The sequence below is a fragment of the Streptomyces sp. NPDC058619 genome (assembly GCF_042717785.1).
GTDB lineage: Bacteria > Actinomycetota > Actinomycetes > Streptomycetales > Streptomycetaceae > Streptomyces.
Window position 1 is genome coordinate 1 of record NZ_JBHXQN010000072.1, and the last position, 26,448, is coordinate 26,448.

At 68.2% G+C, this 26,448-nt stretch carries 22 protein-coding genes and 5 pseudogenes; 15 read left to right on the forward strand and 12 right to left on the reverse strand.

Features of this window, described 5'->3' with window-relative positions; translation table 11 throughout:
* From ACFWTC_RS34885 to ACFWTC_RS34910, 6 genes and pseudogenes are all read left to right on the forward strand, one after another.
* Positions 1-1,798, forward strand: a 1,798-nt coding sequence (locus tag ACFWTC_RS34885; protein WP_384074954.1) for a ricin-type beta-trefoil lectin domain protein, incomplete at its 5' end; no start/stop codon positions are given.
* Positions 1,799-2,010: 212 nt separating this feature from the next.
* A pseudogene (locus tag ACFWTC_RS34890) lies at positions 2,011-2,259 on the forward strand (hypothetical protein); the annotation flags it as partial.
* A gap of 334 nt (positions 2,260-2,593) precedes the next feature.
* Positions 2,594-3,070: a DUF4265 domain-containing protein gene (locus tag ACFWTC_RS34895; RefSeq protein WP_384029937.1), complete on the forward strand. Its 477-nt coding sequence runs from the start codon at positions 2,594-2,596 to the stop codon at positions 3,068-3,070.
* Between the two features lie 301 nt (positions 3,071-3,371).
* Positions 3,372-3,665, forward strand: a complete 294-nt coding sequence (locus tag ACFWTC_RS34900) for a chaplin (RefSeq protein WP_384029935.1) — start codon at positions 3,372-3,374, stop codon at positions 3,663-3,665.
* An 886-nt stretch (positions 3,666-4,551) separates the two neighbouring features.
* On the forward strand, positions 4,552-4,863 hold the full coding sequence (locus ACFWTC_RS34905) for a DUF4142 domain-containing protein (RefSeq protein ID WP_384029941.1): 312 nt from the start codon (positions 4,552-4,554) through the stop codon (positions 4,861-4,863).
* Positions 4,864-5,242: 379 nt separating this feature from the next.
* Positions 5,243-5,557 (forward strand): hypothetical protein, encoded by a 315-nt coding sequence (locus ACFWTC_RS34910; RefSeq protein ID WP_383931300.1) that lies wholly within the window; start codon positions 5,243-5,245, stop codon positions 5,555-5,557.
* 295 nt (positions 5,558-5,852) lie between these two features.
* Here ACFWTC_RS34910 and ACFWTC_RS34915 read toward each other — a convergent pair whose 3' ends face one another.
* Complete coding sequence (locus ACFWTC_RS34915) at positions 5,853-6,074, reverse strand: hypothetical protein (RefSeq protein WP_383933266.1); 222 nt, start codon at positions 6,072-6,074, stop codon at positions 5,853-5,855.
* A gap of 214 nt (positions 6,075-6,288) precedes the next feature.
* On the opposite strand from ACFWTC_RS34915, the gene ACFWTC_RS34920 reads away from it, so the two are divergent.
* Entirely contained in the window at positions 6,289-6,555 is a 267-nt protein-coding gene (locus ACFWTC_RS34920) for a hypothetical protein (RefSeq protein ID WP_383933268.1), read from the forward strand.
* On the opposite strand, the gene ACFWTC_RS34925 is transcribed toward ACFWTC_RS34920, so the two are convergent.
* The 5 genes from ACFWTC_RS34925 to ACFWTC_RS34945 form a co-directional block, all read right to left on the reverse strand.
* Positions 6,533-6,772: a hypothetical protein gene (locus tag ACFWTC_RS34925; RefSeq protein WP_383933270.1), complete on the reverse strand. Its 240-nt coding sequence runs from the start codon at positions 6,770-6,772 to the stop codon at positions 6,533-6,535. The two genes, ACFWTC_RS34920 and ACFWTC_RS34925, sit on opposite strands and share 23 nt — an antisense overlap.
* Positions 6,773-7,105: 333 nt before the next feature.
* Complete coding sequence (locus ACFWTC_RS34930; RefSeq protein ID WP_384029933.1) at positions 7,106-8,005, reverse strand: hypothetical protein; 900 nt, start codon at positions 8,003-8,005, stop codon at positions 7,106-7,108.
* Between the two features lie 856 nt (positions 8,006-8,861).
* Positions 8,862-9,194: an STAS domain-containing protein gene (locus ACFWTC_RS34935; protein ID WP_383933274.1), complete on the reverse strand. Its 333-nt coding sequence runs from the start codon at positions 9,192-9,194 to the stop codon at positions 8,862-8,864.
* A 351-nt stretch (positions 9,195-9,545) separates the two neighbouring features.
* Positions 9,546-9,887, reverse strand: coding sequence for a MerR family transcriptional regulator (locus tag ACFWTC_RS34940; protein ID WP_383933275.1), 342 nt, complete (start codon positions 9,885-9,887; stop codon positions 9,546-9,548).
* A gap of 966 nt (positions 9,888-10,853) precedes the next feature.
* Entirely contained in the window at positions 10,854-11,288 is a 435-nt protein-coding gene (locus ACFWTC_RS34945) for a hypothetical protein (protein WP_383933246.1), read from the reverse strand.
* A gap of 500 nt (positions 11,289-11,788) precedes the next feature.
* Here ACFWTC_RS34945 and ACFWTC_RS34950 point away from each other — a divergent pair.
* Positions 11,789-11,929: pseudogene (locus ACFWTC_RS34950) on the forward strand (IS630 family transposase); the annotation flags it as partial.
* Between the two features lie 342 nt (positions 11,930-12,271).
* Here the strand turns inward: ACFWTC_RS34950 and ACFWTC_RS34955 are convergent.
* The 3 genes and pseudogenes from ACFWTC_RS34955 to ACFWTC_RS34965 all read right to left on the reverse strand — a co-directional run.
* Positions 12,272-12,889: a DUF6461 domain-containing protein gene (locus tag ACFWTC_RS34955; protein WP_384029931.1), complete on the reverse strand. Its 618-nt coding sequence runs from the start codon at positions 12,887-12,889 to the stop codon at positions 12,272-12,274.
* A 22-nt stretch (positions 12,890-12,911) separates the two neighbouring features.
* Complete coding sequence (locus tag ACFWTC_RS34960; RefSeq protein WP_384074956.1) at positions 12,912-14,999, reverse strand: hypothetical protein; 2,088 nt, start codon at positions 14,997-14,999, stop codon at positions 12,912-12,914.
* 680 nt (positions 15,000-15,679) lie between these two features.
* Positions 15,680-16,480 (reverse strand): annotated as a pseudogene (locus tag ACFWTC_RS34965) (ISAs1 family transposase); the annotation flags it as partial.
* Between the two features lie 154 nt (positions 16,481-16,634).
* Between ACFWTC_RS34965 and ACFWTC_RS34970 the strand changes: the two are divergent.
* Entirely contained in the window at positions 16,635-16,805 is a 171-nt protein-coding gene (locus tag ACFWTC_RS34970) for a hypothetical protein (RefSeq protein ID WP_383933428.1), read from the forward strand.
* A 446-nt stretch (positions 16,806-17,251) separates the two neighbouring features.
* Here the strand turns inward: ACFWTC_RS34970 and ACFWTC_RS34975 are convergent.
* Positions 17,252-18,122: pseudogene (locus ACFWTC_RS34975) on the reverse strand (helix-turn-helix domain-containing protein).
* A gap of 512 nt (positions 18,123-18,634) precedes the next feature.
* Here ACFWTC_RS34975 and ACFWTC_RS34980 point away from each other — a divergent pair.
* The gene (locus ACFWTC_RS34980) at positions 18,635-18,913 is read left to right on the forward strand and encodes a chaplin (RefSeq protein WP_383933430.1); all 279 of its coding nucleotides are present in this window, start codon (positions 18,635-18,637) and stop codon (positions 18,911-18,913) included.
* On the opposite strand, the pseudogene ACFWTC_RS34985 reads toward ACFWTC_RS34980, so the two are convergent.
* Both ACFWTC_RS34985 and ACFWTC_RS34990 read right to left on the reverse strand, forming a co-directional pair.
* A pseudogene (locus ACFWTC_RS34985) lies at positions 18,888-19,781 on the reverse strand (ISL3 family transposase); the annotation flags it as partial. The gene ACFWTC_RS34980 and the pseudogene ACFWTC_RS34985 overlap by 26 nt on opposite strands.
* Before the next feature lie 283 nt (positions 19,782-20,064).
* Positions 20,065-20,691: a TetR/AcrR family transcriptional regulator gene (locus ACFWTC_RS34990; RefSeq protein WP_383933160.1), complete on the reverse strand. Its 627-nt coding sequence runs from the start codon at positions 20,689-20,691 to the stop codon at positions 20,065-20,067.
* A gap of 66 nt (positions 20,692-20,757) precedes the next feature.
* On the opposite strand from ACFWTC_RS34990, the gene ACFWTC_RS34995 reads away from it, so the two are divergent.
* The 5 genes from ACFWTC_RS34995 (at position 20,758) to ACFWTC_RS35015 (ending at position 26,441) form a co-directional block, all read left to right on the forward strand.
* Positions 20,758-21,189 carry a hypothetical protein gene (locus tag ACFWTC_RS34995; protein WP_383933158.1) on the forward strand — a complete coding sequence of 144 codons (432 nt, stop codon included), beginning with the start codon at positions 20,758-20,760 and terminating at the stop codon, positions 21,187-21,189.
* Positions 21,190-22,086: 897 nt separating this feature from the next.
* Positions 22,087-24,612 (forward strand): hypothetical protein, encoded by a 2,526-nt coding sequence (locus ACFWTC_RS35000; protein ID WP_384029927.1) that lies wholly within the window; start codon positions 22,087-22,089, stop codon positions 24,610-24,612.
* Positions 24,613-24,685: 73 nt separating this feature from the next.
* On the forward strand, positions 24,686-25,186 hold the full coding sequence (locus ACFWTC_RS35005) for a hypothetical protein (protein ID WP_384029925.1): 501 nt from the start codon (positions 24,686-24,688) through the stop codon (positions 25,184-25,186).
* A 180-nt stretch (positions 25,187-25,366) separates the two neighbouring features.
* Positions 25,367-25,696: a hypothetical protein gene (locus ACFWTC_RS35010; RefSeq protein ID WP_383933154.1), complete on the forward strand. Its 330-nt coding sequence runs from the start codon at positions 25,367-25,369 to the stop codon at positions 25,694-25,696.
* 361 nt (positions 25,697-26,057) lie between these two features.
* Positions 26,058-26,441: a hypothetical protein gene (locus ACFWTC_RS35015; RefSeq protein WP_384074959.1), complete on the forward strand. Its 384-nt coding sequence runs from the start codon at positions 26,058-26,060 to the stop codon at positions 26,439-26,441.
* Positions 26,442-26,448 lie beyond the last annotated feature (7 nt).

Genomic DNA, 26,448 nt, shown 5'->3' on the forward strand with positions numbered 1-26,448 from the left:
AACGGTCGTCAACGCACCCGCCAACGACTACAAGCCGTTCGGCGAAGCCGGCGACGCGAGCACCCCCTCGGTCCTCGTAGAGCTCCGCGTCACCAACGGCCCGTCGGCCCCGCAGACCCCGGACGCGGCCCTGGCCCACACCGGTGTGATCAACATCGGCAACGGCAAACGCGCCTGCACCGCCACCCTGGTCGACACCGCTTGGGTCGCCACTTCCAAGAGCTGCTTCTCCGACCAGCCCGACACGGGCACCGACGTCGTCGCGGGCGCTCCGAAGGACGCCAGCTCGGCCACCTTCGGCACACACGTCAGCGAGATCGTCGACCTCGTCCCGCGTGATGACCGCGACCTGGTGCTGGCACGGCTGGCCAAGCCCGCCTACCAGATCGCCCCGCTCACCGTGTCCGGAACTGCCCCGACCGCCGGGGAGACGCTGACCGTCGCCGGCTACGGCCGCACCAAGACCGACTGGCGTCCGTCCACGCAGCACAAGGCCACCTTCAACGTCTCGGCTCCCACCGCGACCACTTTCGACATCACCCCTAACGCCCCCGCGGACGCGACCGTCTGCCAGGGCGACGCAGGCGGGCCCGCGCTGCGCACGGAGAACGGCAAGGCCCACCTGGCCGCCATCGTCAGCCGTGCCAGCACCAAGGGGTGCCTGGGCAGTGCCGCCACCGCCGCGGACGCAAGCGCAATCCGCATGGACGGCCTCACCTCCTGGATCACCTCGGCCAAGGCACGTCCCGTGATCCTCAAGGCCGGGCAGACGCTGCATTCCGGCGAAATGCTCGTGTCCGAGAACGCGAAGCTGATCATGCAGGCCGACGGCAACCTGGTGATCTACCACGTCACCGGCGGCGAGGGCAGGGGCGCCGCACTGTGGACGTCCGGAACCGGCGGCAACCCCGGCGCCTGGGCGAAGATGCAGGCCGACGGCAACTTCGTCGTCTACAAGAAAGACGGCAAGGAGGGCGACGGTTCCACCGCTCTGTGGGCCTCCAATACCCACAACAACGGATCCCGCCTGGAACTCCAGGGTGATGCCAACCTGGTCGTCTACACCAAGGACGGCGGCCACCTGTGGCACTCCGACACCTACCCCCGCGGCGACCGCCTCGCCTCCGGCGCCAAGCTCACGCCCGGCCAGTGGCTGACCAACGGCAAGCAGGCCCTGATCATGGACATCCAGGGCAACGTCCACGTCCGTGAGATCGCCACCGGCCGGGAACTGTGGAGCAAGATCACCTGGGAGTGGTACTCCTACCTCCACATGCAGGCCGACGGCAACCTCGTCCTGTACAAGAAGAACACCGGCAACGGCACCGGCGCCCTCTGGGCCACCGGCACCCAGGGCGGCAACGGCTCCTACGCCACCCTGGACAACCACGGCAGCCTCACCGTCCGCTGGAAGGAAGGCGGCCCCCGCTGGGGCAGCCTCAGCCTGCGCGGCGTCCAGTCCAACCGCTGCCTGGACTTCGACGGCACCAACGCCACAATCTGGGACTGCTGGGGCGGCGCCAACCAGCAGTGGGACTACACCCCCGCCAAGGAACTGCGCATCGACGGCAACAAGTGCCTGACCGCCGAGACCGGAGCGCCCCAGAGCTCCCGGGCCGCCGCCCTTCCCTGCGACGGCCGCGCCGAGCAGAAGTGGAACTACAACGGCACCACCATCACCAGCGCCGTCAAGCCCGACCAGTGCGTGAACGTCTTCAGCGAAGGCATCGCCAACGGCTCTGCCGTCGGACTGTGGCAGTGCGGCACCGGCAACAACACCAAGTGGGTGCGCCTGTAGGCACCTCCACCGTGCTCGTCGAGCCACCGCCTGACCGGCGAGGCGAAGCACTGTAAAGCCTCCAGGACACCGCGGGGGCCGACCTCATGCCGAGGCCGGCCCCCGTACCCATTCCCAGCCCGCAGCGAAGCGGGCCCGGGCGCGCGCCACCAGCCAGGAGGTGCGCGCACGTCCCGTTCGGTGGGGATCGTGGCGCGCGGCGCGCCGGAGTGGTGCGTACGACCACGAACCCGATCCAGCTCGCCCTGTGGTCCGGGACGGGGCCGGTCGTCGTGCTCGCCACGTACGCCTCCCTCGTCGACCGGGAGGACGTCGAGGACCCGGGCGGCGCAGGGAAGGTACGGGGGCCGCTGGAGGCGGCGCTGGCGGGCGGGGCACGGTTGCGCGGGCAGCGGCTCACCGGCTTCGACCTCGCGGTCGTGGATGAGGCGCACGGAACGGCTGGTGATCTGGGGCGGCCCGCGAACCAGAAGACCCGCCGCGACAAACTCGACCGGGCGCAGCTGGACGCGCTCGCCGAACTCGGGGTGGAGTGGGCGCGGTAGCGGGGCCCGGACGAGGCCCGCCAGTCACCGTGCCCGCCTACCCGACTGCGTGGACCGTACATATCGCGTACATGAGGCGTACAGGGGGCGGGCGCGGCGAGGGGAGGATGGCTGACCTGTCTCAGCGAAGTTAGTCGACCGAGTCACGCTGACCTGCATGGACTGGATTGGGTGAGACAGGGTTCCTGGGTGATCGCCCAGCTCAGACCCGGTGCGAGGCTCTGTCGACGGTCGGCGCATGATGGCCGTCATGGAGAACGCAGCCGAGAAGATCAAGGTCTGGTTCCGGTTCGTCCCTCGCGAGGGCTGGTTCCCGCAGGACACCGAGGGCCTGTGGGCACGGAAGATCGGTGTCGATACGGCCAGTGTGCAGAACGTCCCCTTCCTCCAGGACGGGGTGGCCGAGGGCGACGTTGTGCGGTTCCAGACCGACTCCGACGGGCTCCACTGGGCTGTCGGCCGTGTCAGTGCCTCCGGCAACTGCACGATTCGCGTAGTGCCCGTCCCTGCCGGCCCCCTGGGACGCAGCCCTCAGGCAGTACATCAGCATCTTTCCGTGTTCGGGCTCGGAGGTGAGGTCTTCAGCGAGGAGTTCCCCATGGTGGCCCTCACCGCACCAGCCGACGCGGACTTCACCGGGATCAAGGCGCTCCTGATTCAAGGAGAAGAGGAAGGCTGGTGGCACTACGAAGTCGGCTGCGGCACCGACGAGTGGTGGAACGCCTGACCTCCAGCGGGGTCGTACGGCATCCACATACGACAATCGACGTACGGCCAGGGCGCGGCGCTGTTCTTCCGTGCGGAAACAAGACCGCCGTTACGTCCACCGGGCAAGCAGCGCCCCCGGAGGCGGTGCCCGCCGCACAGCAACCCGACCCCACGCCATCCCGGTACCGCAGGTCCGGAGGGGGAGGTGGCTGGGGGTCACCACTTCGGCCGTATCTCCGTAACCGGGTCACTTGCTCGTGCTGTTGAGCGGAGCCGATGCCGTAATCCCTGCGGCAGGCCCCCTGTTCTAGGAGTGTCCGATGTCGCGTATCACACAGGCCGTAGCCGTTACCGCCGCAGCCGCTGCTGTCCTGGCCGGCGGCGCCGGCATGGCCGCCGCGGATGCCACTGCCGAGGGCGCTGCCATCGGTTCCCCCGGCGTCCTGTCCGGCAACGTCCTCCAGGTACCCGCCCACGTCCCGGTCAACGTCTGCGGCAACACCGTCAACGTTATCGGCCTTCTCAACCCCGCCTTCGGCAACACCTGCATCAACAACGGCGGGAACGACAAGGGCGACCACCACAAGGCCGACCACCACGGCGACAAGTACTGAGCGCCACAAGGTTGACCCGCGGGCAGCCGCCACAGTGCCGTAACCAGCAGATCATGCCCTCCTTTGAACCAGCCGCAGGGCACACGCCCTGAGCGGTCCGGCCTACCCCACCTCCGGGGAGGCCGGACCACCGCGGCGGCTCGACAGCAGTGCAGCCAAGTCGGCCTGCACGCCACCGACCGGAAGACCGACGGCGTAGTGGACCCCACAGCCGGCGTCGAATGCCCCTACCGCGAGGACGCGCACCGGCCGGCCCCGAGGGACACGGTCCTGACGATCGTCGACAGCGTCAGCGCCGCCAGGAGCGGGGGCGGCCGGCACTCCCTGGCGATGGCATGCCGGGAAGGTCCCCAACAGCAACGCGACACTGCCGGCGCCATCACCGACCTCGTTCCCCCGCCTGCGTCGCGGTGAACGTCGAGGTGATCCCCGCCTACGTCTGCGCCTCGGTGGCCTGCACCAGCTCAGACTGCTCCATCGCGCGGTTCCTCTCTCACGGTGAGTACGCGGACGCTCGGTGAGGAAGACGTCCTCGGAGGCTACGACGGGGTTGTGACCCCAAACGCCTGCCGTCCTGCCCTCGGCTGCAGCGTGGTTGTTTGTTCTCGGGCGCTATGGACAGGCGCCGGGTGCCGCGGTCTTCCCGGCCCGCTCGGACCGCCCGCGGTCTGGGAGGAACCATGCGTGCAAGAGTGCTGACGATCGCAGTGTTCACGGCCGCTCTGGCGTGTTCCGGGGTGTCGGCGGTGACCCGCTCCGGCTCCGGACAGTGCCGATGCGCGTTTCGTGCAGATGGCCCCACCAGAGCAACCTGGCGGAGATCGCCGCCGGTCAGGATGCCTAGAAGAACGCGACCACGACGTGCGTCAAGCAGGCCGGTGCCACTCTGGTCAGCGATCACACCAAGCTCGACGCGGAACTCTCCGCGCTGGCGAAGAAGGGCGACGTCTCCCTGCTCGGGACTCCGACCCGTGAGCAGCAGGCCACGCTCGCCGATGTCCGGTCCAAGGCCGGCAGCCCCGACTACGACAAGGCCTGGCTGACGGCCCAGGAAGCGGGCCACACCAAGACGCTCACGCTGATCGACCAGCAGATCAGCCAGGGCAAGCACACCGAGACCACCACTGCGGCGAAGAAGGCCCGCCCGGTGGTGGCCATGCATCTGGACATGGTCCGCGGCGGGACCTGCCACACGTGACGCCGCCTCGTCCTGCGTTGTGCCTGCGCCGGGGGCGGAATCCTGGAGTTGCGGGGTGTCCCCCGCCAGGCACTACGCGTGTTCAACCTCACCGGATCGCGCCCTGTTCGCGCTCCGCACCTGCCCCTGAACGCCGACCCCGGCCCGGTCAGCGCCCTCGGGGCAGCGAGGTCTTCGAGGCTTGGCGCCGAGCGCCGTCGCTGGTGGTGACACCGTCAACCCCGGGCAGGTTGCCAACACAGGCCATTTGCGTGATTTGTTCTTTACGTGATGCTTACTCGCCGGTTTTCGGGTAGTCGCCTGGTGGAACGGCGTCGATCTTGGCGTACTCCCTGCCGTGGAGCCCTCCGTGCTCCGCACAACGGATTGGACACCTGCCATGACCACCGCGAACCCGGGCGGCACCCCCACCGGTCGCCGGAGTACCAGTGCCGACGTGTCCGGACACCGGACACGCCGGCTGTCGACCGAGACGAAGTCGGCCCTGAAGACGACGGAGTTCTTCGTCTACATCGCTGCCGTCATCGCGGTCCTGATCGCCTCCATGCTCGTGGGCACCGAAGAGGGTCACCTCGACTACTTCCGCGCCGACAAGGCCTGGCTGTACATCGTGATCCTCACCGTCGGCTACATGATCAGCCGCGGGCTGGCCAAGGCCGGCAGCCGGGACAACTACGACGACAACGGCTCCTGACCCCGGGACAGCACCGAAGGATAAGCAGCGGCTCACGGGTGCGCGCGGCCTGCTTCACAGTCTGGCCCTGGGCACGCTCGCGCCTCGTCTCCTGCCCTGTCGCGATCCGGCAAACGGGTGGTCCAAGGGCCGGCTTGGTCTTCCCGCACCCGCTCGGGGGGAGTGTTCACCGTGCGAGGTGAGGCTGTGATCTTTGCTGGGCCACGGCTACCTTGCAGCGGGCCGCCCTCTGCCCGGGGCCGGGCAGAGGGCGGCGCAAAGCCAGACGGTGGCTCCCGGTAGGGCGGGACCGGCGTCAGTCCCTGGCGATGGCCATGCCGAGGAAGATCCCCACCAGCAGCGAGACACTGCCGACGGCCATCACCGACCACGTCCCCGCCTGCGTCGCACCGAACGTCGACGTCATCCCCGCCTGCGTCGCCGCCTGCGTCGCCTGCGCCCCCGCCATGGACGCCTCCTGAACGGCCAGAGCCGTCTCCAGCCCCTGAACCTTGCTCTCCAGCTCAGACTGCTCCATCACACGGTTCCTCTCTCACAGGTGCCGGGCCGAATCCCGGCATCACCGTCCATCGCTTCCCCACCACAGGGACACAACCGCACCAGCCTCCTGTGGTGCACTCGTTTGCTGACGATGGCCTCAGCCAGCCAGGCGGTGGGCGCCGCCGCCCACTTCGCAACCGTCCATCCCGGACGGGGATGCCCGCAGGCAACTACCAGTCGAGGCTGGGGGCATGCCCCAAGCCCGCTTGATCGTCTATCCGCCCGACAAGAACGGCCCGCGGCGAATCCGCTGGGACGGGCAGTCCATCGGCGGCGTCGCCCACCAGCCGTACGACATCGCCGTCTTCCTCCAGGAGGCCGGGAGGGAGGACTCCGAGGCATTCGACCTCACCGGTGACGCCGTGGAGCGGCGCGGCGGCGGCCCCGAGCTGAGCCGAGTCACCGCGGTAACCTCGCCGGTTGAGCCGGTGGCCCTCACCTTCGTCGGGTCGCGATGACGACCGCGGCCAGGCCGCCTCCCACCGTGGCCATCGACTCCACCGGGCCCTCCAGTACGGGATTGACCACGTACAGGTACAGCCCGAGGCCCAGGACCGGGGCGACGACGAGGGCCAGGAGCACGATGAGCAGGGGGTCGCGCTCGGGGCGCTGCGGGGCCGGCGTGCTGGACTGCTGGTGGTCTGCCTCGATCCTCGCGGCCCTCGTCGTCGGCAACCACCAGCACACCGTGCTGGTCCCGCCACCGGCCGGGCAAGCACGACCGCGGGCGGGAACTCCACCCGCCCTGTACGTCACGCCGGGCGCGCGCGGGACCGCGCCGGACAGCCCCACCCGCGCCAGCATTCGGAGGTATCTCGACCTGATCGTGCTAGCGGTCGCGGGCCTGTGGGACGCAGGTGACCGTGGGCGTGGGGGTGGGGCTTGGTGTCGGGCTGGGGCTCGGCGTGGGGGTGGGGCTGGGCGTCGTCGGGGTGGGGGTCGGCGTGGGGGAGGTCGCTGTCGGCGGGTTGTAGGAGGGCTTCGGGAAGTCTGCGGGTTTGAGGTTGGTCATGAAGATGATGTCCGCCGGCTGAGCGAACGCCGCCGGCTGTAGGGTCCCGTGGCCCGGGAGGCTGGCCCGGGGCATGAGCTGACCGCCGGCCCGGCTCTGGCCGGCGGGCAGGTACCGGACGTCCCCATGAGAGAGTCCCCGGCCAGAATCGCGGCCAGCGCCAGACCGGACACCGCGGTCGCCGCGGCCAGCGGACGCAATGCGGGACGCCGCATAACGCCCTGGCGGCGCTGCGGTCCACCGGGGCCGGTGACACGGGCTGGGTCCTCCAGGTCTGCTCCGCCGCGGGTGGGCGGGGTGTTCTGGTCGGTTGGCTGGCGGGCGCGGTGCAGGAGTTGATCGGCTTCGTGTCGGGCCTGGGCACGTAGGGCGGCGACTTCGGTTTCTGCGCTGGCGCGTACGCGGGCGGCTTCTGCCTCCGCGCTGGTGCGGATCCGTTCGGCTTCGGTGCGGGCGTCCTCGCGGAGGGCTTCGGCTTCCTGTGCGGCGTCATTCAGGCTCTGCCGCACGGTGGCCCGGAGGCGTTTGCCCGCCGGTTGGGACGCACGCTGGAGCAGCTTGACCTCCTGCCACCGGGTCCGCCGTGCGGCCGCGAGTGCCGGGTCCGCGCGGAAGCTTGCGGCTGCGGCGGGCGGGAGGCCTGGGGGGATGGTGACGCCGCGGACGAACTCGAGCAGGGTCTCCAGGGAGGTGAGCCGTTTGCCGGTCAGCATCTCGTTGAGGCTGGCCCGCGTCAGTCTGGGCCGGACCGATGCGCCGGCCATGACCGTGTAGGAGGGGGCACCGTGGGCGATGTGGAGCCGGTTCAGCTCCCCCGCGAACGCCCGCAGCGCAGTCTCGAACACGTCCACGGCGGCGGCATCACCCGGCTTCATGCCGAGGTCGTCGTCTGTCACCGGATCACCCTCCCCTGTCCGAAAGACAAAGCTAGAGGGCCCACAGCCGTACGTACGCGGAATGCGTCGGACGATGCCGAACGCCCGACAGCGTTCGAGACCGGCCCGGGATCAACCGGCTTGTGAGGGGCGGCGTCCGGGTCCATGCGGGCCCGTACGGATCACTAGGGAATTGGCCCCGACGGCCGCTCTCCTGGAGGCATGACACCTACCGAAGCAACACCCCAGCCCCCCGACCCCACAACCCCCACCCCGGCCCTCGACCCCACACCATCCCCCCGCGCGGCAGGAACCGGCTCCACCTCCCGACACGCCACGCACCCGGCATCACGACAGCGTCGTACTCATCGCCCTCCTCGCCACCTGCGCCGCCATCTACCTCATCGTCGGCGAGAACGGCTTCGCCGGCGTCATCACCGCCGTCGCCGGGCTCTACGGAACCCTGCGCATCCGCCGATGACCCATCCGGAAGCAACCGAAGGAGCTCCCGCCGGACCCGCCCCAGCGCTACACCGGGCACAGCGCCACCACTCCGCCCGGTCTCACTCCCCCACTGACACCAGGGCCGCCACCCCGGAAGAGGGCGGCGGCCCGCCGACGCAAGGAGACCGGTCAGAGTCCGGGACGGGGACCGCTCAGCCCCGCCGCTCTGCGGCCGGCGGGGCTGAGCGGCGGAGGGAGCCGCACCCGTGTCCGTCCAGCCCCCTGTCTAGAACGGCCTATGTCGTTCGGGGACCATGTTCGGAGTTCTTTTGGCCCCAGTGGTGGGTTGTGGGGGGCGTGCGGGAGGGTGCTTCACGCGTCCGACGCCACGAGTGCGGGGGCCCCGCAGGAGGCCGCCCGAGGCGCGCTTTTACTACTCGGCCGCCTTGTCGGCGGCAGCGTCCTCGACGGTGAGGACCTGGTCGGTGCCGGTCACGGCCAGGAGGCGGGCAAGCTGGCGCGGCAGGGGGCCGGCCAGTCGCAGATCGCATGCGCTGGAGAGGGTCAGGAGCAGGTTCAGGAAGGTGGAGTCGGCGAAGGTGACGCCGCGGACGTCCAGGACCAGCCGCTCGACGCCGTCGTCCGCGATGGCTGTGTCGCACGCGGTTCGCAGCGGGGCGAGTGTGCTGTAGTCGAAGGCGCCCGCGCACCGCACCATCCGCTGCCCGTCACGATCCGGCAGAACGGTCACCGTCGTCGGTTCCACAACGCTTCCTTGGGCACACGTGTAATTCCTGGCTCCCAGCCTGCCCGAACTCTGGCCGCCCACCGTGACCTTCCCCGGTACAGCGGGGGAAGGGGGAATCAGCTCAGGCGCAGGACGGCTTGGATGATTTTGCCCTCGGGATGGGGAGTGATGTCAATGTGTTGGGCGAGCCGCTGGATGAGCGGCCACCCAAATCCGCCGGGCCGGGCGGGGTCACCCCGGTGGGAGGACGGTGTGCGCGGGCTCGCGTCGCCGACCGACACGTGGTTGATGGACGGAGCCGATGCGGGGTTCCTCCGCACCGGCCGGCGGATACCGGAGGTCGCGTGGCGGGAGCCGGCCGAAGCGGGCTCAGGCCGCTGCCCGGGACCGTGCCGTCGCCGCGGCCGCGCGCTGGTGCCCGGCGTTGACGCGCTGCGCTTCCTGCAGCTGCTCCTCGAGGACGACGATCCGGCAGGCCGCTTCGATGGGCGTGCCTTTGTCGACGAGCTCGCGGGCGCGGGCGGCGATGCGCAGCTGGTAGCGGGAGTAGCGGCGGTGGCCGCCGGCGGAGCGGAGCGGGGTGATCAGGCGTGCTTCACCGATCGCGCGCAGGAAGCTCTGGGTGGTGCCGAGCATGTCGGCGGCCCTACCCATCGTGTAGGCGGGGAAGTCATCGTCATCGAGACGGCCGTAGGAGTCGTCCGCGGTCATTTCACCTCTCTGCGGAGCATGCGGAGGGGCCCTGGTGCCTATGGCACCAGGGCCCCGAAGGAACTGCTACACCATCTGCCGGCCCTGGTACTGCGCCGGCCTACTCATCCGCGTGCCCAACCGGAATGCTGTCGGGGGTGCGGGGATCGCGGTTGCTCGACCGGAGACCACCTCACTACTCGATGTCCTGCGGTACCCGGACTCAACACTCCGTCCGGGCGATCCTGATGGCGCCCAATCCCTCCGTTCATCCCTCGGATGATCAACTACCGACCACTGCGAACTGCTGATACTGCGAACCGCTTGGTACTGCTTGTGGCCTGACCGAGCGCCACACTTCCGGCAGCCAGCCCCGTCGCCTGTCCTGCGTCTGCTCTGGCTTAGAACCCCACTGCCGAACCTCCCGACGCGGATGCCCACCATCGACACCCTTACCGAGGTAGTTCGGGTACTGCGAACTGCGGGTACTGCGAACTGCGGGTACTACACCACTGCGTCAACTGCGTGTGGTGGCCCCTGATGACTGCGGGCCACCCGGTCCGGTGATCAGTCCCGTCGCCGACCTGCAACTGCTATGGCTTCGACACTCCACCACCGCACCGCCATACGGGTCCTGCCTGTACTGCGGATACTGCCTGCCCGGCAGTTCGTCTCTGCCAGGCCCTGCGGTCTCTCTGGGCTACGAGAGAAACCATAACCACACCAGGCAATGTCTACTCCGGCCATCACAGGTTTTCGGATAGTCGACGGAGAGGTAATCGATGACGATGGAGCGTGTCGTCCGTGATGGCGGGCGGGAGCGGCCCACGGCCGGTTCGGGAGGGGATGAGAGCAGGTGAGGGCGGATCGGCCCGATACGTGCAGAGGGACGGCGACAGCATGCCCTCCACGCCGATCCGGTCCGTCCGGTCGATGCCACCGGTCCGCCCGCGCCCGTACGCGGGTCGGGTGTGGGTGCTGCCGCCGTCACCGCGTACGCCCCGCGCCCCTGGCCGGTGCGGCCTGCTGCCGGTGAGCGGGGACGGCGGCCTCCGTCGGGGCCTGCTGACCGGGTGCCGCGGCGGCCGGGGTGGTGGTGGAGCGGGAACGGGCCGCCGCCGGGGACACCCTCACCCGGGACGCGGGCGCGGCCGGTGTGGAGGGCGGTGTCGTCAGGGAGCGCAGGGCCGCGTCCACGAGCCGCCCGACCGTGGTGGAGGTGGGGCCGTCCTTCCAGGAGGTGTCGGCCTGGAGGCGGGCCAGGTGCGCGCCGAGGAGTGCGGGGCCGCCCTGGTCGCGGATCCGGTCCATGCGGGCCGCGAGCAGGGGCCACTGGCGGGAGCCGACCAGGAGGCCCACCGCCTGCTCGGGCAGCACGTCCTTGACGGCTCCGACGAACGCGGCGTGCGCGAGCCAGTTCACCCCGAGCTGCTCCAGCGCCTTCGCCGGTCCCCGAGGTCCAGATCCCGGGGCACGCTCAACCCCTCGGTCAGCGGGCCCCAGGAGCGCTTCGCGTCCACGCTGGCGGGCGGCGCCCACGCATCGACGGCCTCCCGCACCGGCGGCGCCGCAGCAGGAGCGGGGGCGGGGGTGGGAGCGGGTGCAGTGCCAGAAGCCGGGGCGGGAGCGGGCGCGGGTACCCGTCCCCCCGCAGGCGCACCCCACGGATCGCCGGACCCGCCCATACGCGACGCCGGCACGTCCCTGGCCGGCAGCGCGACAGCACTGGGAGCAGCAGGGCCGGGGTGGCGGTGGGCGCCGGGGTGGCCGGGGCGGGCGCGGGTGCTTTGGCGGCGGCCGCGGTGATGACGGCGGCGACGGCCTGGTCGACGCCCGCTCCGGCCGCGTGCGCGTCCACGAGGATCCGGGCGACGTCGATACCGCGGGCGTCGAGCCGGCCCATGTCGGCCGCGATGTCCGGCCAGGCCAGGAACCAGGCCGAACTCGCCGCCGAAACGCGCAGGTTCTTCCACAGACGACAGCATCAACCACACATCGTCCGCGGCTACTTCGGCGGCCCACACGTCCGCTACGTCCTGAACGAGAACCCTTTGAGTTTCTGATCAATAGGTGACGATGGCGACGCGGTTGTCGAACCGCGTCGCCTTGGGCAGCTCTTGGGTTGTAATACCAGCGTTCCGGTCCGGATGATCAGCCGCGTTGCCGTACACGTGCGCGAGGCAATCGCACGACACGGCGGACGAGTTGAACTCGGTAGGCGGGCGAGGGCAACAACGACAACAGGGCCTCCCGGCATCGCTCGGTCAGATTCGCATCCCTGAGCTACCGAGAGGCCCTGCCTTCATGCGCGTACAGCCGGAAAATCACCCGACCAGGAACACTGTTCGACCTGCACGTTCCATGATCAGTTGAGATACGGTTTCTCAGATTCCTGTCAAAACGGATCAAGCCCGGCTTGACAGGGCGGCCGTCGGCAGAGGCTGAAATTCTGCCTCCGGGGAAATGCCGATGCCGAATACGGATTCAACATAGGCCAGGGTTTCTTTCGGCCCCATGCGTGTGCCCGCTGGGGCAGGGAACTCGGATGGTTTGGCGCCGCCGATGTACTCTGGGAAAATAGGGTCGAAGGCAGAGAGGGTCTGTCCGTTCACCGCGTATGCGACACTTTGCGTCGCATTGACGTCTGTGCTGTGAGCCAGTACACGGGTGTTGTGTGAGAGGTCCTCTAGGAAGGGCCGCAAAGTGTGGGAAATGGATGCCTGGATCGTAAAGGCCCAGTTTCCTGCGGTGCCGGCTCTGACGATGGCGTCAGCTTCCGGCCGCAGAAATCCGTGGCATGTGAGGGCCTCGGTGTCAAGGTTCAGTTCGTCCGGCAGTCCGAAGCGGGCGCCGCCTGCGTTGTGGACTTCAATCGCCTGGGCTTGGTCTCGAGTCAGGGGCAGGAGCGACTCCAGCTGGGCACCAAGGCGATGAAGTGCTTCTTCCGGGGTCAAATTTTCGCAGAGTGTGATGCTGTAGCCGAAGGGATAGGTATCGGCGATCCAGCAGAGTCCGTCGTTCATCTGGTCATCCTCTCCAGGCTGGCTATGGGGCAGGGGTTGCAGTGAAGGACACCCAGCGGGGCTTGTAGATGCTGGGATCTCTGTAGTGGGCACCGCCGGGGGCGATGCTGTTGTCCATGCTATTCACGTTGTAGCTGAAGGTAAACGTGTTCCCTCCGTCTCTGGTGAGGGCTCCGTGCATGTGGGCGTTATAGGCGTATACGTTCATGTCTTGATAGGTGCCGAAAAGGCTGGTCTCCGGCATCCTGAAGACCTCTACCGGATTCTTGAACGTTCCACTGGGGTCGCATGAGGTATAGGCGTACACCTTGGCGCTGAAGGCTTCGTTGCTGTCCTGGGTGAGCAGCAGGAAGGACCCGTTCCAGGGGGTGACGCTGTACTCGTTGGAAATTCCCGTGAGGGCGTTGGAGGTTTGGCGTTCATCCAGCACCCACCGGGAATTAGCGGGATCGAGGAACTCCCATCTGGAATCCAGGTCGCTGCCGTGAACGCGGGCGATGCGCATGGATTTCCTGACAGGAGCGTCCGCCACGCCGTAGATGTAAGTGTAACCGTCTCCGCTGTCCGTTGAGGGGAGAATTCCGGATCCCCAGGTAATTCCGGCTGCCGAGGGGATTGGGACGATACTCTGGGGTTTTGAGAGATCGGAGAGGGAGAACGTGGCGAGCACACTACGCTTCCATCCCCAGTCCCAGCCGCCGGGGCCGTAGCGGTGGTACTGCTGGAAGATCACTTGGAGGTGATTGTTCCCCGCGCGTTGGGTGATCTTTCCGTCGCCAAGCCAGTACCAGCCGTCAGAGGCGGGAGGCACGAGGGTTTGAGGGGCTACAGCGGTGCCACCGTGGATAGTTGACAGGTTCGGGCCGTCCTGGAGGACGAACGAGCTGTTGATGAGTCTGGCGCTGGTCGGACGGGTGCCGTCAGGGTTGAGCGGGCCGAGGAAGGTGTCCGAGAACATCCAGAGGTTCCGCCCGTTCGGTAGCTTCACCGAGTAGGTGGAGTCTCCTCCCGTCCACCCGTCGGGTGTCGTGCGGGCATAGTCGAGGAAGGTGTTCTCCGGGGCTGCCTTGCCCACGATGCCGGAAACGGAGGGGCTCTTGAGATTGCACATTGCACGGCTCACCGGTTTGGTCGGCCCGGGGTCCCCGAGCACCGTGGCAGCGCCGGCATCGACCCAGAAGGCTTCGCCGCCAAGCACTCGTTGGTTCTGGTAGAAGTTGCTCAGGGCCGTCCCTGCCCCCCCGTTGTCGGAGCGCGGCATGCTGGCGCGGGCGCATTGGGCCGTTCCCGACCTTGCACCGTAGGCGTGCACGGCGTAGTTCTTCGCGGGCCATCCCACCCCAACGCCTCCCGACCAGATGGTCCATTGCTGGCATTCAGTTCCAGACTGGATTCCCTGCTGTCCGCCGCTCTCCTTCGTGGCAGCGAACGGCCACTCGTCGCATTCGATGCTGTCAGCGTGCGGAGTGACCTTACCCCCGAACCGATCCTCTTTGATCCACGTGTTGTCGCAGACCTTCAGCCGGTTCTGCCGCTGGATTTCGGAGTCCGCCTCACGGTGCAGGGGCTCTCCCTTACCTGCCCAGCCGGGATGTGAGCTGAGAGTGGCCTGCACACGGGCGATGTAGTCCCGTGCTGCGGGCAATTGTGTGCCGTCGATGACGAGGGTGGGCCTGAAGCTGCGGATAACACAGCCCGCCCAGGAGGAGATCTGGTCGTCGCAGCGGACCTCGTAATCGATTCCTCCCCACTCGACGGTGGAGCTCTTCCCATTGGCCTTGGTGAAGGTCAAAGACCAGAGCATGAAAATCGAGTCATCGCGGTTGGCGCCGGTCCAGCTCCGCTCTACGGTTCCCTCTACCCATGTCCCCACCGGCGGCAGGGGCATCGCGCCCACCCAGGGGTCCTGGCCGTTGTCAGAACATCCGGAGAGATAGTTGCATGTCGTGTTCGCGGCAACGGTCACGCCCGCGCCGGCCACTCCCGGACTCATCCGGTCGACCCGGAAGTAGAACTCCTCCAAGAAGTGACGCGAGGTGGCCACTGTGTTGATCTCCTGAGCGGCTGTGACGTCCATCGTGCCCAGTTCGGTTCCGTCGGTGTCCCACACGAGGACAGAGAAGAGACGGATGGAGCACAGGCTGAAACGTTCCACCTGTATGGAAACATGCTCACACCAGACGGGGCTTGATGCGGTAGCAGAGCGCAGACTGGTGGGGTCAGTTGCCGTTTCCTCCTGAACGCAGATGGCATTCTTTCGTTCGGCCCCAGGCCTCTTCTTGACTTCACTGCAGCTTGGACTGTTTCTCAGCGCCGCCGGGCGCTTTCCCCGCTGCTGGGGCTTCGCATCGGCCGCCCTTTGGCTAGCGAATCCCTTAGCCTCCGGAGGTAGTTGTGAAGGTCCTGTGCCGCTGGCTTCGATGAGATCCGAAAAACCCTTACCTGCCTTATGCGTGAGACCCTTCGACGGCCGAGGGGCGGATGGATCCGCTGCTGTCGCCGCATGGGGCGTTGCCGCCATCAGCAGCACGGCGAGACCGGCCGTCAGGAACAGCCGGAAGGGTCTTGGTCTGTACACGGGCAACGAGGAACCTCTCTTCACACCTGATGACGCGGTATCAGTCCGGTGCCTCCAACAACGGATGGCCGGATCCGACACCGCAATAGATACCGCAGGGGGTACCCCCCTCGTGATCATCAGACAGCGCGCTGGCCTGATACTGCAAGGGTCTTGTTGTGTTGGCCTCTGATGCAGGGCTTCGGCGTAGTCGCATGACGACCGGTTCGTGATCATCCGAGGCCGAGGAGCGCGAGGGGGCGGCGAGGGTCGCGGGCGTTGCGGCGAAGGCCGACTGCGATGTTCTTTACTCCGGCTGTTCGGAGGACTCCGATGGCGAGGTTGCGCCAGGTAGCCATCACGCGGGGCGCGTTGCCGGTCCGCAGCTGGGAGGAGTCCTCGGCGAAGGTGGTGTCGCGGACATGGTGCAGAGCCTCGATCTTCCAGTGGTCGCGGACGAGTTCGGCGAGCTGGGCCGCGGTGGCCTGCTCGGCGGTCAGGCTGGTGACGGCGTAGACCGTCTTGACGGCGGTCTGGCCGGTCTTGCGGTTGGTTCGGCGGCGCTTGATCTGGACGGCCTGGCGGGCGCCGGGGAAGAGGAGGCTGTTCACGGTGGCGACCTTGATCCGGCGGATCTCCGAGCGGCCGTGGCCGATGCCCCGGGTGCGTCCCTGAAGCGGAATGTTCCTCCAGGGACGGGACTTGAGCTGCCGACGCAGCTTCTTCTGGTTGCCCTTGACGATCACGATGTAGTGGGCGCCTCGGGCGAGGAGGTAGTCGGCGTGCTCGCGCTGGTTGTGCATCGCGTCGCTCGTGACGACGGTTCCTGCCAGGTCGGCGACGGTGTCCAGCAGCGGCTGGAAGCAGGTGATCTCGTTCGTCTTCTCTCCGACGTCCAGCTGGGCCAGGACCAAGCCGGTGGCGTGCTCCAGTGCGGCGAGCAGGTGGATCTTGCGGCCCTTCGCTCTGGCCGCGCCACGCAGGCTCTTACCGTCCACGGCGAGGCCACGCAGCCCGGTCGCCTTCGGGCGGCGGTCGGCGAGCCATCACCCGACCGCCCGATCCAGCGCGTCGCCGTCGATGCGGGCCAGTAGCCGCCGGACCGTCGTTTCCGCAGGCAGGAGCCATCGGGATCGCCGAGCCCTTCGCCAACCTCGCCCAGGCCGTTCCGCCCCCGGCGCGGCGCGCGTGAACGAGACCACCGACACGGCGGGCAGCGTCCTGCAGGTCGTCAACGCCGAGGTGCTGCCCGCTGAACCCGACGCCGCCTCTGCGGTCGCGGTGTACGAGACAGCGACCGCGGCCGTGCTCGCCGCCCTCGACCGGGCCTCCATCCGTGCCGCCCCAGATAAGCCGTGAGTCCGGCAGCTCGCTGGCGGGTGGTCCGCCGTCTGGAGGGGGTTGGGTAGGGGTAGTCGAAGCTTCACCAGGTCTGGAAAGGGTCCCTCAGTGAAGTAGTCGGCGTGGTCGGCCCCCCTTGACCGTATGGCCTGACCTGCACCGTTGTCCGGTCACCGTAAGGGCGTGAGGCGCCCTGTGAAGCGCCCCGCCGGACGCCTTGGTGCACGCCCTGCCGAGCGTCCTGGAAGGCGCCCTGCCCGGCGCCCCGGCATCAGCTTTGGGGTGAACTGCGCGGCCCCCGGATGGGGCGCGGGCCTGCAACGCGAGGTTCAACACGGGCACCACGGACCCCTATCCGGAGCATCACCGCAGGTCAGGACTGCAACACGCGGTGGTGTTGCAGTGCGGTGTTGCAGTGATCGGGCCGCGTTGACCCGTCTCACCTGAGCGTCCTGAGGGCGCGCTCAGGGGCGGCTGGCGTCGAGGTGCGCTTTGATGGCGTCGGTGATGAATCGGCGGGTGCGGTCGGGGTCGAGGGCGTGAGCCTGGAGCTGGTCGTACATCACGGCGTAGCGCTGCACGTCGGATGGTTTCTCCAGGTAGAGGTCGCTGGTGAACCGCTCCAGATACACCACCCCCGCCTCGGGCATGTCGGCGAACCTCAGAATGGAGAACTGCCCCGACAGGCCCGGGTGAGCCCCCGCCTCGTAGGGCAGGACCTGCACGGTGATGTGCGGCTCCGCCACTGAGCGCGTTCAGGTGCTCCAGCTGTTCGCGCATCACGTCGGGGGAGCCCACGACACGCCGCAGGGCCGATTCGTCCAGGACGACCCGCAGACGCAGCGGGTACCCCGGATCGTAGATCCGGTGCTGACGGCGCAGCCGCACCTTCAGACGCACGGCCGCCTGTTCGACAGTGAGCAAGGGGATCGTTTCCCCGACGACGGCCTGGGCGTAGGCGGGGGTCTGTAACAGGCCGGGGACCACCAGGGGCTCGTAGGTGTGGATCGAGGCGGCGTCCGTCTCCAGGCCGATGTAGTCGCTGTCGGGGAGGTCGGCGTAGACGTGCCACCAGCCTTGTCGGCCGGATTCCCTGGCCATCTCGGTCAGCGAGGCGATCACCTGCTGATCCGCCACTCCGTACATGACGCACAGATCACGCACATCGCGGGGGTTGATGGCGCAGCGGCCGTTCTCCAGGTGACTGATCTTGGGCTGGGAAACCATAAGCCGCTCAGCCACCTCGGTGCTCTTCAGCCCGCTGACCTGACGGAGCCGACGCAACTCGGCGCCCAGTCGCCGCCTCCTGACAGTGGGATTGCTGTTCGCCGCCACGGGCGGGCTACCTTCGGCTTCACGTCGTCGTCCTGGTCCGCAGGCTGCCACGGGAAGGGGCACGTTGATCACCTGCCATGCCGTCGAGCGGCCCGATACCGGTATCCCCATCCGGCGGGACGAGGACGGGCGGATCGTCGGCGCCGGTGCGAAAGGGGATCGTCATGCACTTCGCCCAAGCCGCCCAGGTGGCCGCGCAGCATCAGGCCGGCGTCCCGCCCCGCCGCGCCCCAGCCTCGAACGAAGGAGGCCAGGGCGCGGCGCTGTTCTTCCGTGCGGAAACAAGACCGCCGTTACGTCCACCGGGTAAGCAGCGCCCCCGGAGGCGGTGCCCGCCGCACAGCAACCCGGCCCCACGCCATCCCCGGTACCGCGGGTCCGGAGGGGGTGGTGGCTGGGGGTCACCGCTTCGGCCGTATCTCCGTAACCGGTCACTTGCTCGTGCTGTTGAGCGGAGCCGATGCCGTAATCCCTGCGGCAGGCCCCCTCTTCTAGTCTTCTAGGAGTTTTCGATGTCGCGTATCGCACAGGCCGTAGCCGTTACCGCCGCAGCCGCCGCTGTCCTGGCCGGCGGCGCCGGCATGGCCGCCGCGGATGCCACCGCCGAAGGCGCTGCCATCGGCTCCCCCGGTGTCCTGTCCGGCAACGTCCTCCAGGTACCCGCCCACGTCCCTGTCAACGTCTGCGGCAACACCGTCAACGTCATCGGCCTCCTCAACCCCGCCTTCGGCAACACCTGCATCAACAACGGCGGAAACGACAAGGCCGACCACCACGGCGACAAGTACTGAATACGCCCAGGCGGCGGGAGCAGTCGAGCAGGCCGACGCCCTGGCCGAGAAGATCGTGGACCTTGTTCCAGCGGTCGCGGGTGGTCTGTTCGCGTACTCCGCCGGGGCGGGGCGGGTTGATGGTGGCCCAGCAGCCGGCATGCGCGCGGACCTCGAGTTGGACTTTGTCGCAGAGGTTGCGCCAGAGGTGCCACCGGTCGCTGACCTGCACCGCGTTGGGCAGAGCTCGGCGGATGGCCTCGGCGTAGGTGGCCGATCCGTCCCGGCATACGACCTCGATACCAGGATGTTCGCGCAGCCAGGACTGAAGGGTGGCCCTCTCTCGGTCAGGCAGGACCGCGATGCGTCGGCCGGTCTCGGCATCCGTGATGATGGTGGCGTAACGGTGGCGGCGGCGAAGGGCGAAATCGTCCACGCCGATCACCCGCGGAATGGCCTGCTTTGGTAGCGGCAGGCGCCGCAGATGACGCAGTGCGGTGCTGCGGGAGACGGGCACGGCCAGCAGGCAGGCCAGGCGTGCGGCCGCCCGGCCGCATAGCTCGCGTGCCACCTGCGATATCTGCCCGGCGAGACGCACAGTGCGGCGCTGATGACGCTTCAGCAGTCCGGGAATTTGCTCACGGAAGGTCTGCCGGGAGCAGCCCAGAACCGGACAGGCCAGCCTTCGTACGCGCAGGTGGACGACGACCGGGCGGCCATCGACCGGTACGTCCCGCACCGTCCGACGGTGGTACCCGTGCACCTTCGCCGTCGGAGTTCGACACACCGGACACGACACCGCCACATCCCGAGTGTGGGCCGTGACCACCACCGCGTCACCACCGTCCGCCACGTCCTCGACGACCAGCGCCGACAGCCCGGAAAACACTGTCCCGAGAAGGGAGTTGAAATCCATCACAAGATCATGATCGCGGATGGCTACTCGACGTCACCACCGACTACGGGCCAGAGCCGAACGCTTTACAGTCCCCAGGCATGGCAGGAATCCGGGCTCGGAGCCCCAACTGACTTCGACGAACTCCAGCGGAAGATCACCAGTCTGGAGCAGCACAACGCCGAACTGGCCTCCGCGTTGGAGGAGGCCCGATCCGATCTTGATGCCGCAAGGGAGGCCAACCGAGACCTGACCAGAGCCCTCCAACGCGGCTGAATCACACAGCAGCGTCGGCATTCTGATCGACGAGGGCCGCGTTGGACGCCAGGGCGCAGGCGGTGTCGACGAAGTACTGCTCGTCGACACCCGGGGCGAGGCCGAGGATGACGCCCTGCGTGAGACCAACGAACACTGCCCTGAGCGCGGTAACCAGACGTTGCGCCTGCTGCGACGTCACGGCTTTCCGGTTGTGTGATCTACCGGTGAACAACGCGATCAGGTGGCTCTCCTGTGTCCGGACGGACGCGGCGAGTTGGGAACCGAGTTCGGGGTCATGCAGGGCCATGTCCAGCAGGGTGATCTGCAACGACAGGGCAGAGGTCGCGGCCGGGGCGTCACAGCTGCGCCGGTAGTACCGGGCGAAGGCTTCAACCGCTTCCAGGAGATCCATTTCTGCGGGAATGGCCTGCTCGATCTCTTCATAGTGCGGCCGGAGGTAATCGGCGACCAAGGCGGCCACCAGGCCGCCCTTGCTGCCGAACAGTGAGTAGACAGCGCCGGTCGTCAGGCCGGCCTGCTCGGCGATCTCGTCAAGCCTGGCGCGGTACCCATCCCGGGAGACGACTTGGAAGGCAGCATCCAGCAGGGCGCGGCGGTTGCGTTCCTTGGTCTCTGCTCTTGTCATTCTCATAATTCCATTATTCTAGTAACAAGGTTACGGGAGTAGTGCAGGCATCAGGGAGGAACGCTCATGACGCAGGACCAGGCTGTGACACCGTCAGAGACGCGCCGCTTGGCGGGGATCATCGCCGACGGCGCCTTCAAGGTAGTGCTCGGTGCCGCCTACTTGATTGGCGCTTCCTGGCTTGGCGATCTGCTTGGCGTGTCCGCTTGGTTGATGGCCGCCTCCGGCGTCGCCCTGTTGATCGGCGGCGGGGTCGAGATCAAGTTTGTGCGCAGCCGCCCGATCCGCACCTACATGCGGCTCATGGTCGCCTACGACAGCGGCTGGGTGCTGACGGCGCTTGTCGGCTTACTGACGGCGTGGCGGGACGGCAGCGCCGGGGGTGAAGCGTGGATCGGGTACCAGACAGCCGCTCCCCTTGTGTTTGCCGCACTGTTGCTGGTTCCCACCCCCGTGCCGCCAGCCTCAGACGTCCTCGCAGAGGACTCCGAACGCTGACATCGAACCTCTGCTGACTCGACAATCCCACTTGGTGATCCGGCAGTGGCGCCACACTTGTTGCGCACGATAGTGTTGATCACACCGGCGCAGAGCTGCACAAAATGGACTCCGCTCGCCTCGCACCACACGATTAGCCCCAAAGAATCCCCTGTGCGTCCCGTGCCGTACCGCACTCCAGCAGGCTCAGCAGGGAGCCGGAGCCTGACCTTCCAGGCTCACGAGGTCCGGCCGATGGGTGCGCGTCAGTCATGGACGCGCACGACCGTGACCACCGCATGCCGCGTCGTTCCGGCCGCGACTTCCACCACCAGGCCCTCGCCCGCGCGCCGGTAGGCTCGCCGTCCGGGGTGCAGGCTTCGGCGGCTGGGCCGGCTGCTCGAAGGAAGAGCGCGACCTGCGCGGCAAACGGCGCGGTGAGCTGTTGGGAACGGGCGGTCCGGTTGTCGGGCAGGCGGACGAAGAGGTGACGGGGGCGGCCTGGGATGCCGGTGAAGCCGACGCGTCGGCATCGCCGGTCTCGGAGTGCCGGACCTTCTCCCTTCTCTGCACCACGGGCACCAGGAAGTGCGGCTCGTCTCATGAGGCGTGCATGATGATCACCCACCCGCGTTGTAGATGCCACCCTTGGAGGACATCGAGGGGGTGAGTCGGAGAGCGGCTCGTCCACTGGGCGCCGGGGCCGGCGCAAATTCCACCCCGCGGAACCAGTGCCTCCCCAGCATGCGGCCGGCACGAACGCGAGCCCCGTGGTGGGTGTCTTGTCCCGAACCTCAGGTCCCCCGGACTCCCCCATGCGAGAGTGTCCGGGCAGGGTCCACGCGGTAGCGCCCCTGCACGTAGGTGGGGAGATCAGCGCGGGCGTGTCAGCGACGGACGGGTCTTCATGGGGGCAGGATGAGCGTGCGCAGACTGCTGTCGTTCTCGGACGCATTGGTGCTGCTCGGCGGCGATTCGCCCGCCGTGGCCGCACTGGACCGGGCTTTGGGCGGAGCGCTGAACGCGGCAACGGGCGGTATCGGGGACGGGGTGCTGCGAATCGCCGACGCCCGGGGCCGCATCGTCGGCCTGGGCCGCGACGCAGTACGGAATCTGGGGCGGCGCCTGGGCCGGTCGGAAGGGCGCTCCGAGCGCACGGAACTGTTGCAGGCCGCCCATACCGTGATCGTCGTCGTTGCATGGTTCCAAGCGCTTGGGGAGTCGGACCTGCCGTTCGGCGTCGATGACCTGGAACTGACCCGCAGCGAACAGCTCGCCCTCGCGGGGGCCCCGGATCCGCCGGGCGGTGCGGCGTTCGCGCAGTCGCTGGCTGCGGTCGACGCGCCCCACCCCGCACCCCACCGCCCGTTCGAGGACGTGACGGCGGAGATGCGGCTCTGGTACGGAGGGCTGTCGGAGAGGTTCCTCGGCTTCGTCGAAGGGCTGCGGGTTTGGGGCGACCTGACGGATTTCGACCGGACCTCGGCACGGCGGGTGCTGGCCACGGAGCTGCCCCGCAGGGCGGTCCAGCAATATGAGGGCCTCTACGCGCAGCTGGCCCAGCAGGCACCCGAGTTCGGATTCTGGGTGGCGCAGGTTGAGCACCAGGCCACCCGAGACCGGGTACGGCTCGCGCTGGTCGGCGTGGAGGAGCTGCTGTCCGAAGTGGCCCGGGCGATGCGCCCTCCGACAGATGTTGCGGCCGCCCTCGCCCTCGCCCATGAGGCCGCGCTCACCCGGCCCGTTCTGGACGCCTCGACCGCGCCCGACGGCATCAGTGTGCCCGCCCTCCAGGACATGTACCTGGATCCGGACTTCCGAGTGCGTGCAGTGGCTGGCACCGACGCCCCGTCGAGCGAGGCCTGGTGGGAGGAGATGCCCGTACGCCGCGACCTGACGGGCTACCTCGCAGGTGCCCTCACCTCCCCCGCCGGAGTCGGCTCCCCGCTGCTCGTGCTGGGCCAGCCCGGCGCCGGCAAGTCCGTCCTGACCCGGGTCCTCGCTGCCCGGCTGCCGTCTGCCGGATTCCTTCCCGTTCGGGTGCCGCTGCGCGACGTACGCGCCGAGGACGACCTGCAGGAGCAACTCGAGCAGGCGGTACGGGCGGCCACAGGGGAGCGGGTGTCCTGGCCGGAGCTGGTCCGCTCGGCCAGCGGTGCGGTCCCGGTGCTGCTCCTGGATGGTTTCGACGAGCTGCTGCAGACTACCGGCGTCCACCACAGCGACTTCCTCGTACGCGTCGCCCGTTTCCAGCAGCGCGAAGTGGAGCAGGGCCGCCCGGTGCGAGCGCTGGTCACCAGCCGTACGGCCGTCGCCGATCGCACCCGGTACCCGGAGGGACTCGTCGCCCTCCGCCTGGAACCGTTCCGTCCCGCCCAGATCCGCCATTGGCTGGAGCTGTGGAACGAGGCCAACGCAAGCAACCTCGCGGCCCGGGGGCTGCAACCGCTGCCCTGGGATGCCATCGCCCGGCACGAGTCGCTGGCCGCGCAGCCGCTATTGCTGCTGATGATGGCGCTGTACGACGCCACGGACAACGGCCTACGACGCGACAGGCACGAGGGACGCGATGGCCACGAAGGGGACACCCCGCTCGACGAGGCCGAGCTGTACGAGGCACTGCTCACCTCGTTCGCCCGCCGGGAGGTGGACAAGACCGGTTTCGGGGCCACGCCGGAGGACGGACTGGCGGAGCGCGTCGAGCAGGAGCTCCAGCGCCTTTCCCTGGTCGCGTTCGCCCAGCTCAACCGGCGTCGGCAGTGGGTATCGGCGGCGGAGCTCGAGGAAGACCTCACGGCACTCCTAGGCCGCCGTTCCACCGGCACCTTCGGGTTCCGTGCCCCCCTGGGTGCGGCCGAGGTGGCGCTGGGCCGGTTCTTCTTCGTCCAGCGCGCCCAGTCCATCCGCGACGGCCGCGTGCTGTCCACGTACGAATTCCTGCACGCCACGTTCGGCGAGTACCTAGTCGTACGGCTGGCGCTGCACGTCCTGACCGGCCTGCTCACGGACCGGCCGGCCCTGTCGCTCGGCACGAGCCGCGTCAACGACGACCTGGCCTACGCGCTGCTGTCGTACGCCCCGCTCTCCTCACGGCAGATCTTGCGGTTCGGGGAATCGATGGTGCGTCGGTTGCCGGACGGCGAACGCGAGCGGCTGGGTCAGCTGCTCGTACGTGTCTTTGAGCAGCACGCGACACGGACGGACGACCCCCACCCTGCGTACCGGGCCCGCAGAGAGCCGCACGTCGGCACGACACGGCATCTACGGTGCCAACCTCGTCCTGGTCGTGTTACTGCTGCTGTCGGAGGGCATCACCGCGGACAGGCTGTTCCCGGACTCATCGGATCCGGGCGATGCCTGGCACCGGCACGCCCTGCTCTGGCGGTCGTCGTTCGACGAGCAGCAGTGGGCGGACTTCGCACTGTCGGTCTCGGTTCACCGTAGCCGCGCGGAGGGCGGCCGACGACTGGAGATCCGGCTGCGCACGGGGGAGCTGTCCCCGCCGCCCCCGTTAGACATGTACTGGCTGTACCGCCTCCCCCGGCGCGACATCGTGCAGTGGTCCCGGCCCTACTGGGAGGCGGTGTGGCACAAGATGGACGTGTCCGGAGGCACGAACGACTTGGTAGTACGGCATGCGATGGATCCGGTCATGGAGTGGCTGGGGCCGGCCGTGACCGTCTTCACCTCCCTCGGTGAAGGACTGCAGGCAACCTCACTGGCCCACGATGTGCTGCGGCTGCTGATCGGCGGCAGCGCCGGACTTGCCGGCGATGAGCTGGCAGCGCTGTACCTCAGGGTGGATCACGCCGTGGCGCTCCTGCCCGACGACTCACCCGCCCGGGAACCGGTGACCCGGCTGCTCGCCGACATGCTCGGCAGAGACGGCTCAGCCCTCCCGAGCGACACGGTCCTCGCCCTCGCCCGCGGCGCACTGGCCCATCCCCACCTCCGCGAGCGGCTCCGGCGGGCAGTCCAGGCGCATCATCCGGATCTGGGTCTCAGTCCAGACCTCTGATGGCACTGCCCTCTTACTGATCGTTCCAGAGGGTTACGACTGGACGACCTGCGGTTCTACAGCACGGTCGAAGGTGCCAGGCCCAGACCCGATGACCGAGTTGGTGTACTCAACTGACCACAGCCGCTGACCACCGCGGTACGTGGACGCTCCCCTTTGGGCGGCGATCCCCTCGATTCCTTGATCTTGAAGTACCTGGTACCAGGTCATGGCGATCCCGCGGTTGTCCGTCGCGGGCACCGCCTGAAGTACTTGTTTCCGATCCCCAAGAGCGGCCATCAGGGCAAGGGCGCCCGGAACGGCAGCCTCGAAGACTCGGACCTCCACCCGGGCGGCTGGCCAGACCCCGACGACAGTCCCCAGGAAGTCCTGGCCTCGTACCTCTACCGGCACAACGCAGTGGCCTACTCGTGCAGCTTCGCCGGACTGCGGCTGACCGATGCACGCGCCATCGCGGGGCCGCCAGATGTATGGGTCGAACTGCCGCAGCGTGACTACTGGGAAGCATGACGCGGGGACTGACACCACCCGTTCGCAGTCGGCCGTCAAATGCCCCGATACCGGGAACTCGGTACCGGCGGAAGGAGTAGCGTTCCCCGGTCGAACGGCGGCAGCACAGCGCATGGAGGTGCGAGGCGTCCCTGCCGTCAACACCGGCAGGTTCAACGACTTCGGCCCGGCCGAAGAATTCACCGCGCCCGGCGGCGACTGACACTGCCGCGCCGATCCCCTCCTCGGATGCCCAAGGGCTTCCCCTGTCCGTGGCCCCGCCACCCGCCGGACCGCACGTCACCGACGGGGCCACGTACCTGCTGGAGCCGGAGTCGTCGACCCAGAAGGCCTGGATGCTCGGCTCTTGGGAATTCACGGAGTGAGCGCCTACCGGATCGGTGAGCACGTCTACGCGACCGCAGCCGCCGACTGGGAGCTGGCGGGCTATGTGATGGTTCATGATGGCCCCATCACATACGCAGCGATGAAATACGAGACCCGAATTCTAGTGTCGTTGCAAGACGAAGGAGGGGCACTCACCGTGCTGGCCGGCGAGGAGCCGCAGGGCATCGACTACGAATTTAGCGGACGCCAAGGGGGTAAGTGGAGCAACTCCGAGTCCTCGAAGCGGGCAATCGCGAGGGCCGTACCCCTCGAGGCTGCGGTGAGAGAGGAGCTAGTGCCGCGTCAGGCAACGTTTGCCCTGTCGACGACGGCGCGTAGGCGCCGGTCGTCGGCGTGGCGGTTTCGCCAGATGACGTAGCGGCGGA

What these genes read in the sequence shown, in the direction of transcription:
- ACFWTC_RS34900 (WP_384029935.1), top strand. Translation starts at nt 3,372, where the DNA reads ATGTCGCGTATCACACAGGCCGTAGCCGTTACCGCCGCAGCCGCTGCT.
- ACFWTC_RS34910 (WP_383931300.1), top strand. Translation starts at nt 5,243, where the DNA reads ATGACCACCGCGAACCCGGGCGGCACCCCCACCGGTCGCCGGAGTACC.
- ACFWTC_RS34955 (WP_384029931.1), bottom strand. Translation starts at nt 12,889, where the DNA reads ATGAACGACGGACTCTGCTGGATCGCCGATACCTATCCCTTCGGCTAC.
- ACFWTC_RS34980 (WP_383933430.1), top strand. Translation starts at nt 18,635, where the DNA reads ATGTCGCGTATCGCACAGGCCGTAGCCGTTACCGCCGCAGCCGCCGCT.
- ACFWTC_RS34915 (WP_383933266.1), bottom strand. Translation starts at nt 6,074, where the DNA reads ATGGAGCAGTCTGAGCTGGAGAGCAAGGTTCAGGGGCTGGAGACGGCT.
- ACFWTC_RS35000 (WP_384029927.1), top strand. Translation starts at nt 22,087, where the DNA reads ATGAGCGTGCGCAGACTGCTGTCGTTCTCGGACGCATTGGTGCTGCTC.
- ACFWTC_RS34990 (WP_383933160.1), bottom strand. Translation starts at nt 20,691, where the DNA reads ATGACAAGAGCAGAGACCAAGGAACGCAACCGCCGCGCCCTGCTGGAT.
- ACFWTC_RS34940 (WP_383933275.1), bottom strand. Translation starts at nt 9,887, where the DNA reads ATGACCGCGGACGACTCCTACGGCCGTCTCGATGACGATGACTTCCCC.
- ACFWTC_RS34995 (WP_383933158.1), top strand. Translation starts at nt 20,758, where the DNA reads ATGACGCAGGACCAGGCTGTGACACCGTCAGAGACGCGCCGCTTGGCG.
- ACFWTC_RS35005 (WP_384029925.1), top strand. Translation starts at nt 24,686, where the DNA reads ATGTACTGGCTGTACCGCCTCCCCCGGCGCGACATCGTGCAGTGGTCC.
- ACFWTC_RS34895 (WP_384029937.1), top strand. Translation starts at nt 2,594, where the DNA reads ATGGAGAACGCAGCCGAGAAGATCAAGGTCTGGTTCCGGTTCGTCCCT.
- ACFWTC_RS34920 (WP_383933268.1), top strand. Translation starts at nt 6,289, where the DNA reads ATGCCCCAAGCCCGCTTGATCGTCTATCCGCCCGACAAGAACGGCCCG.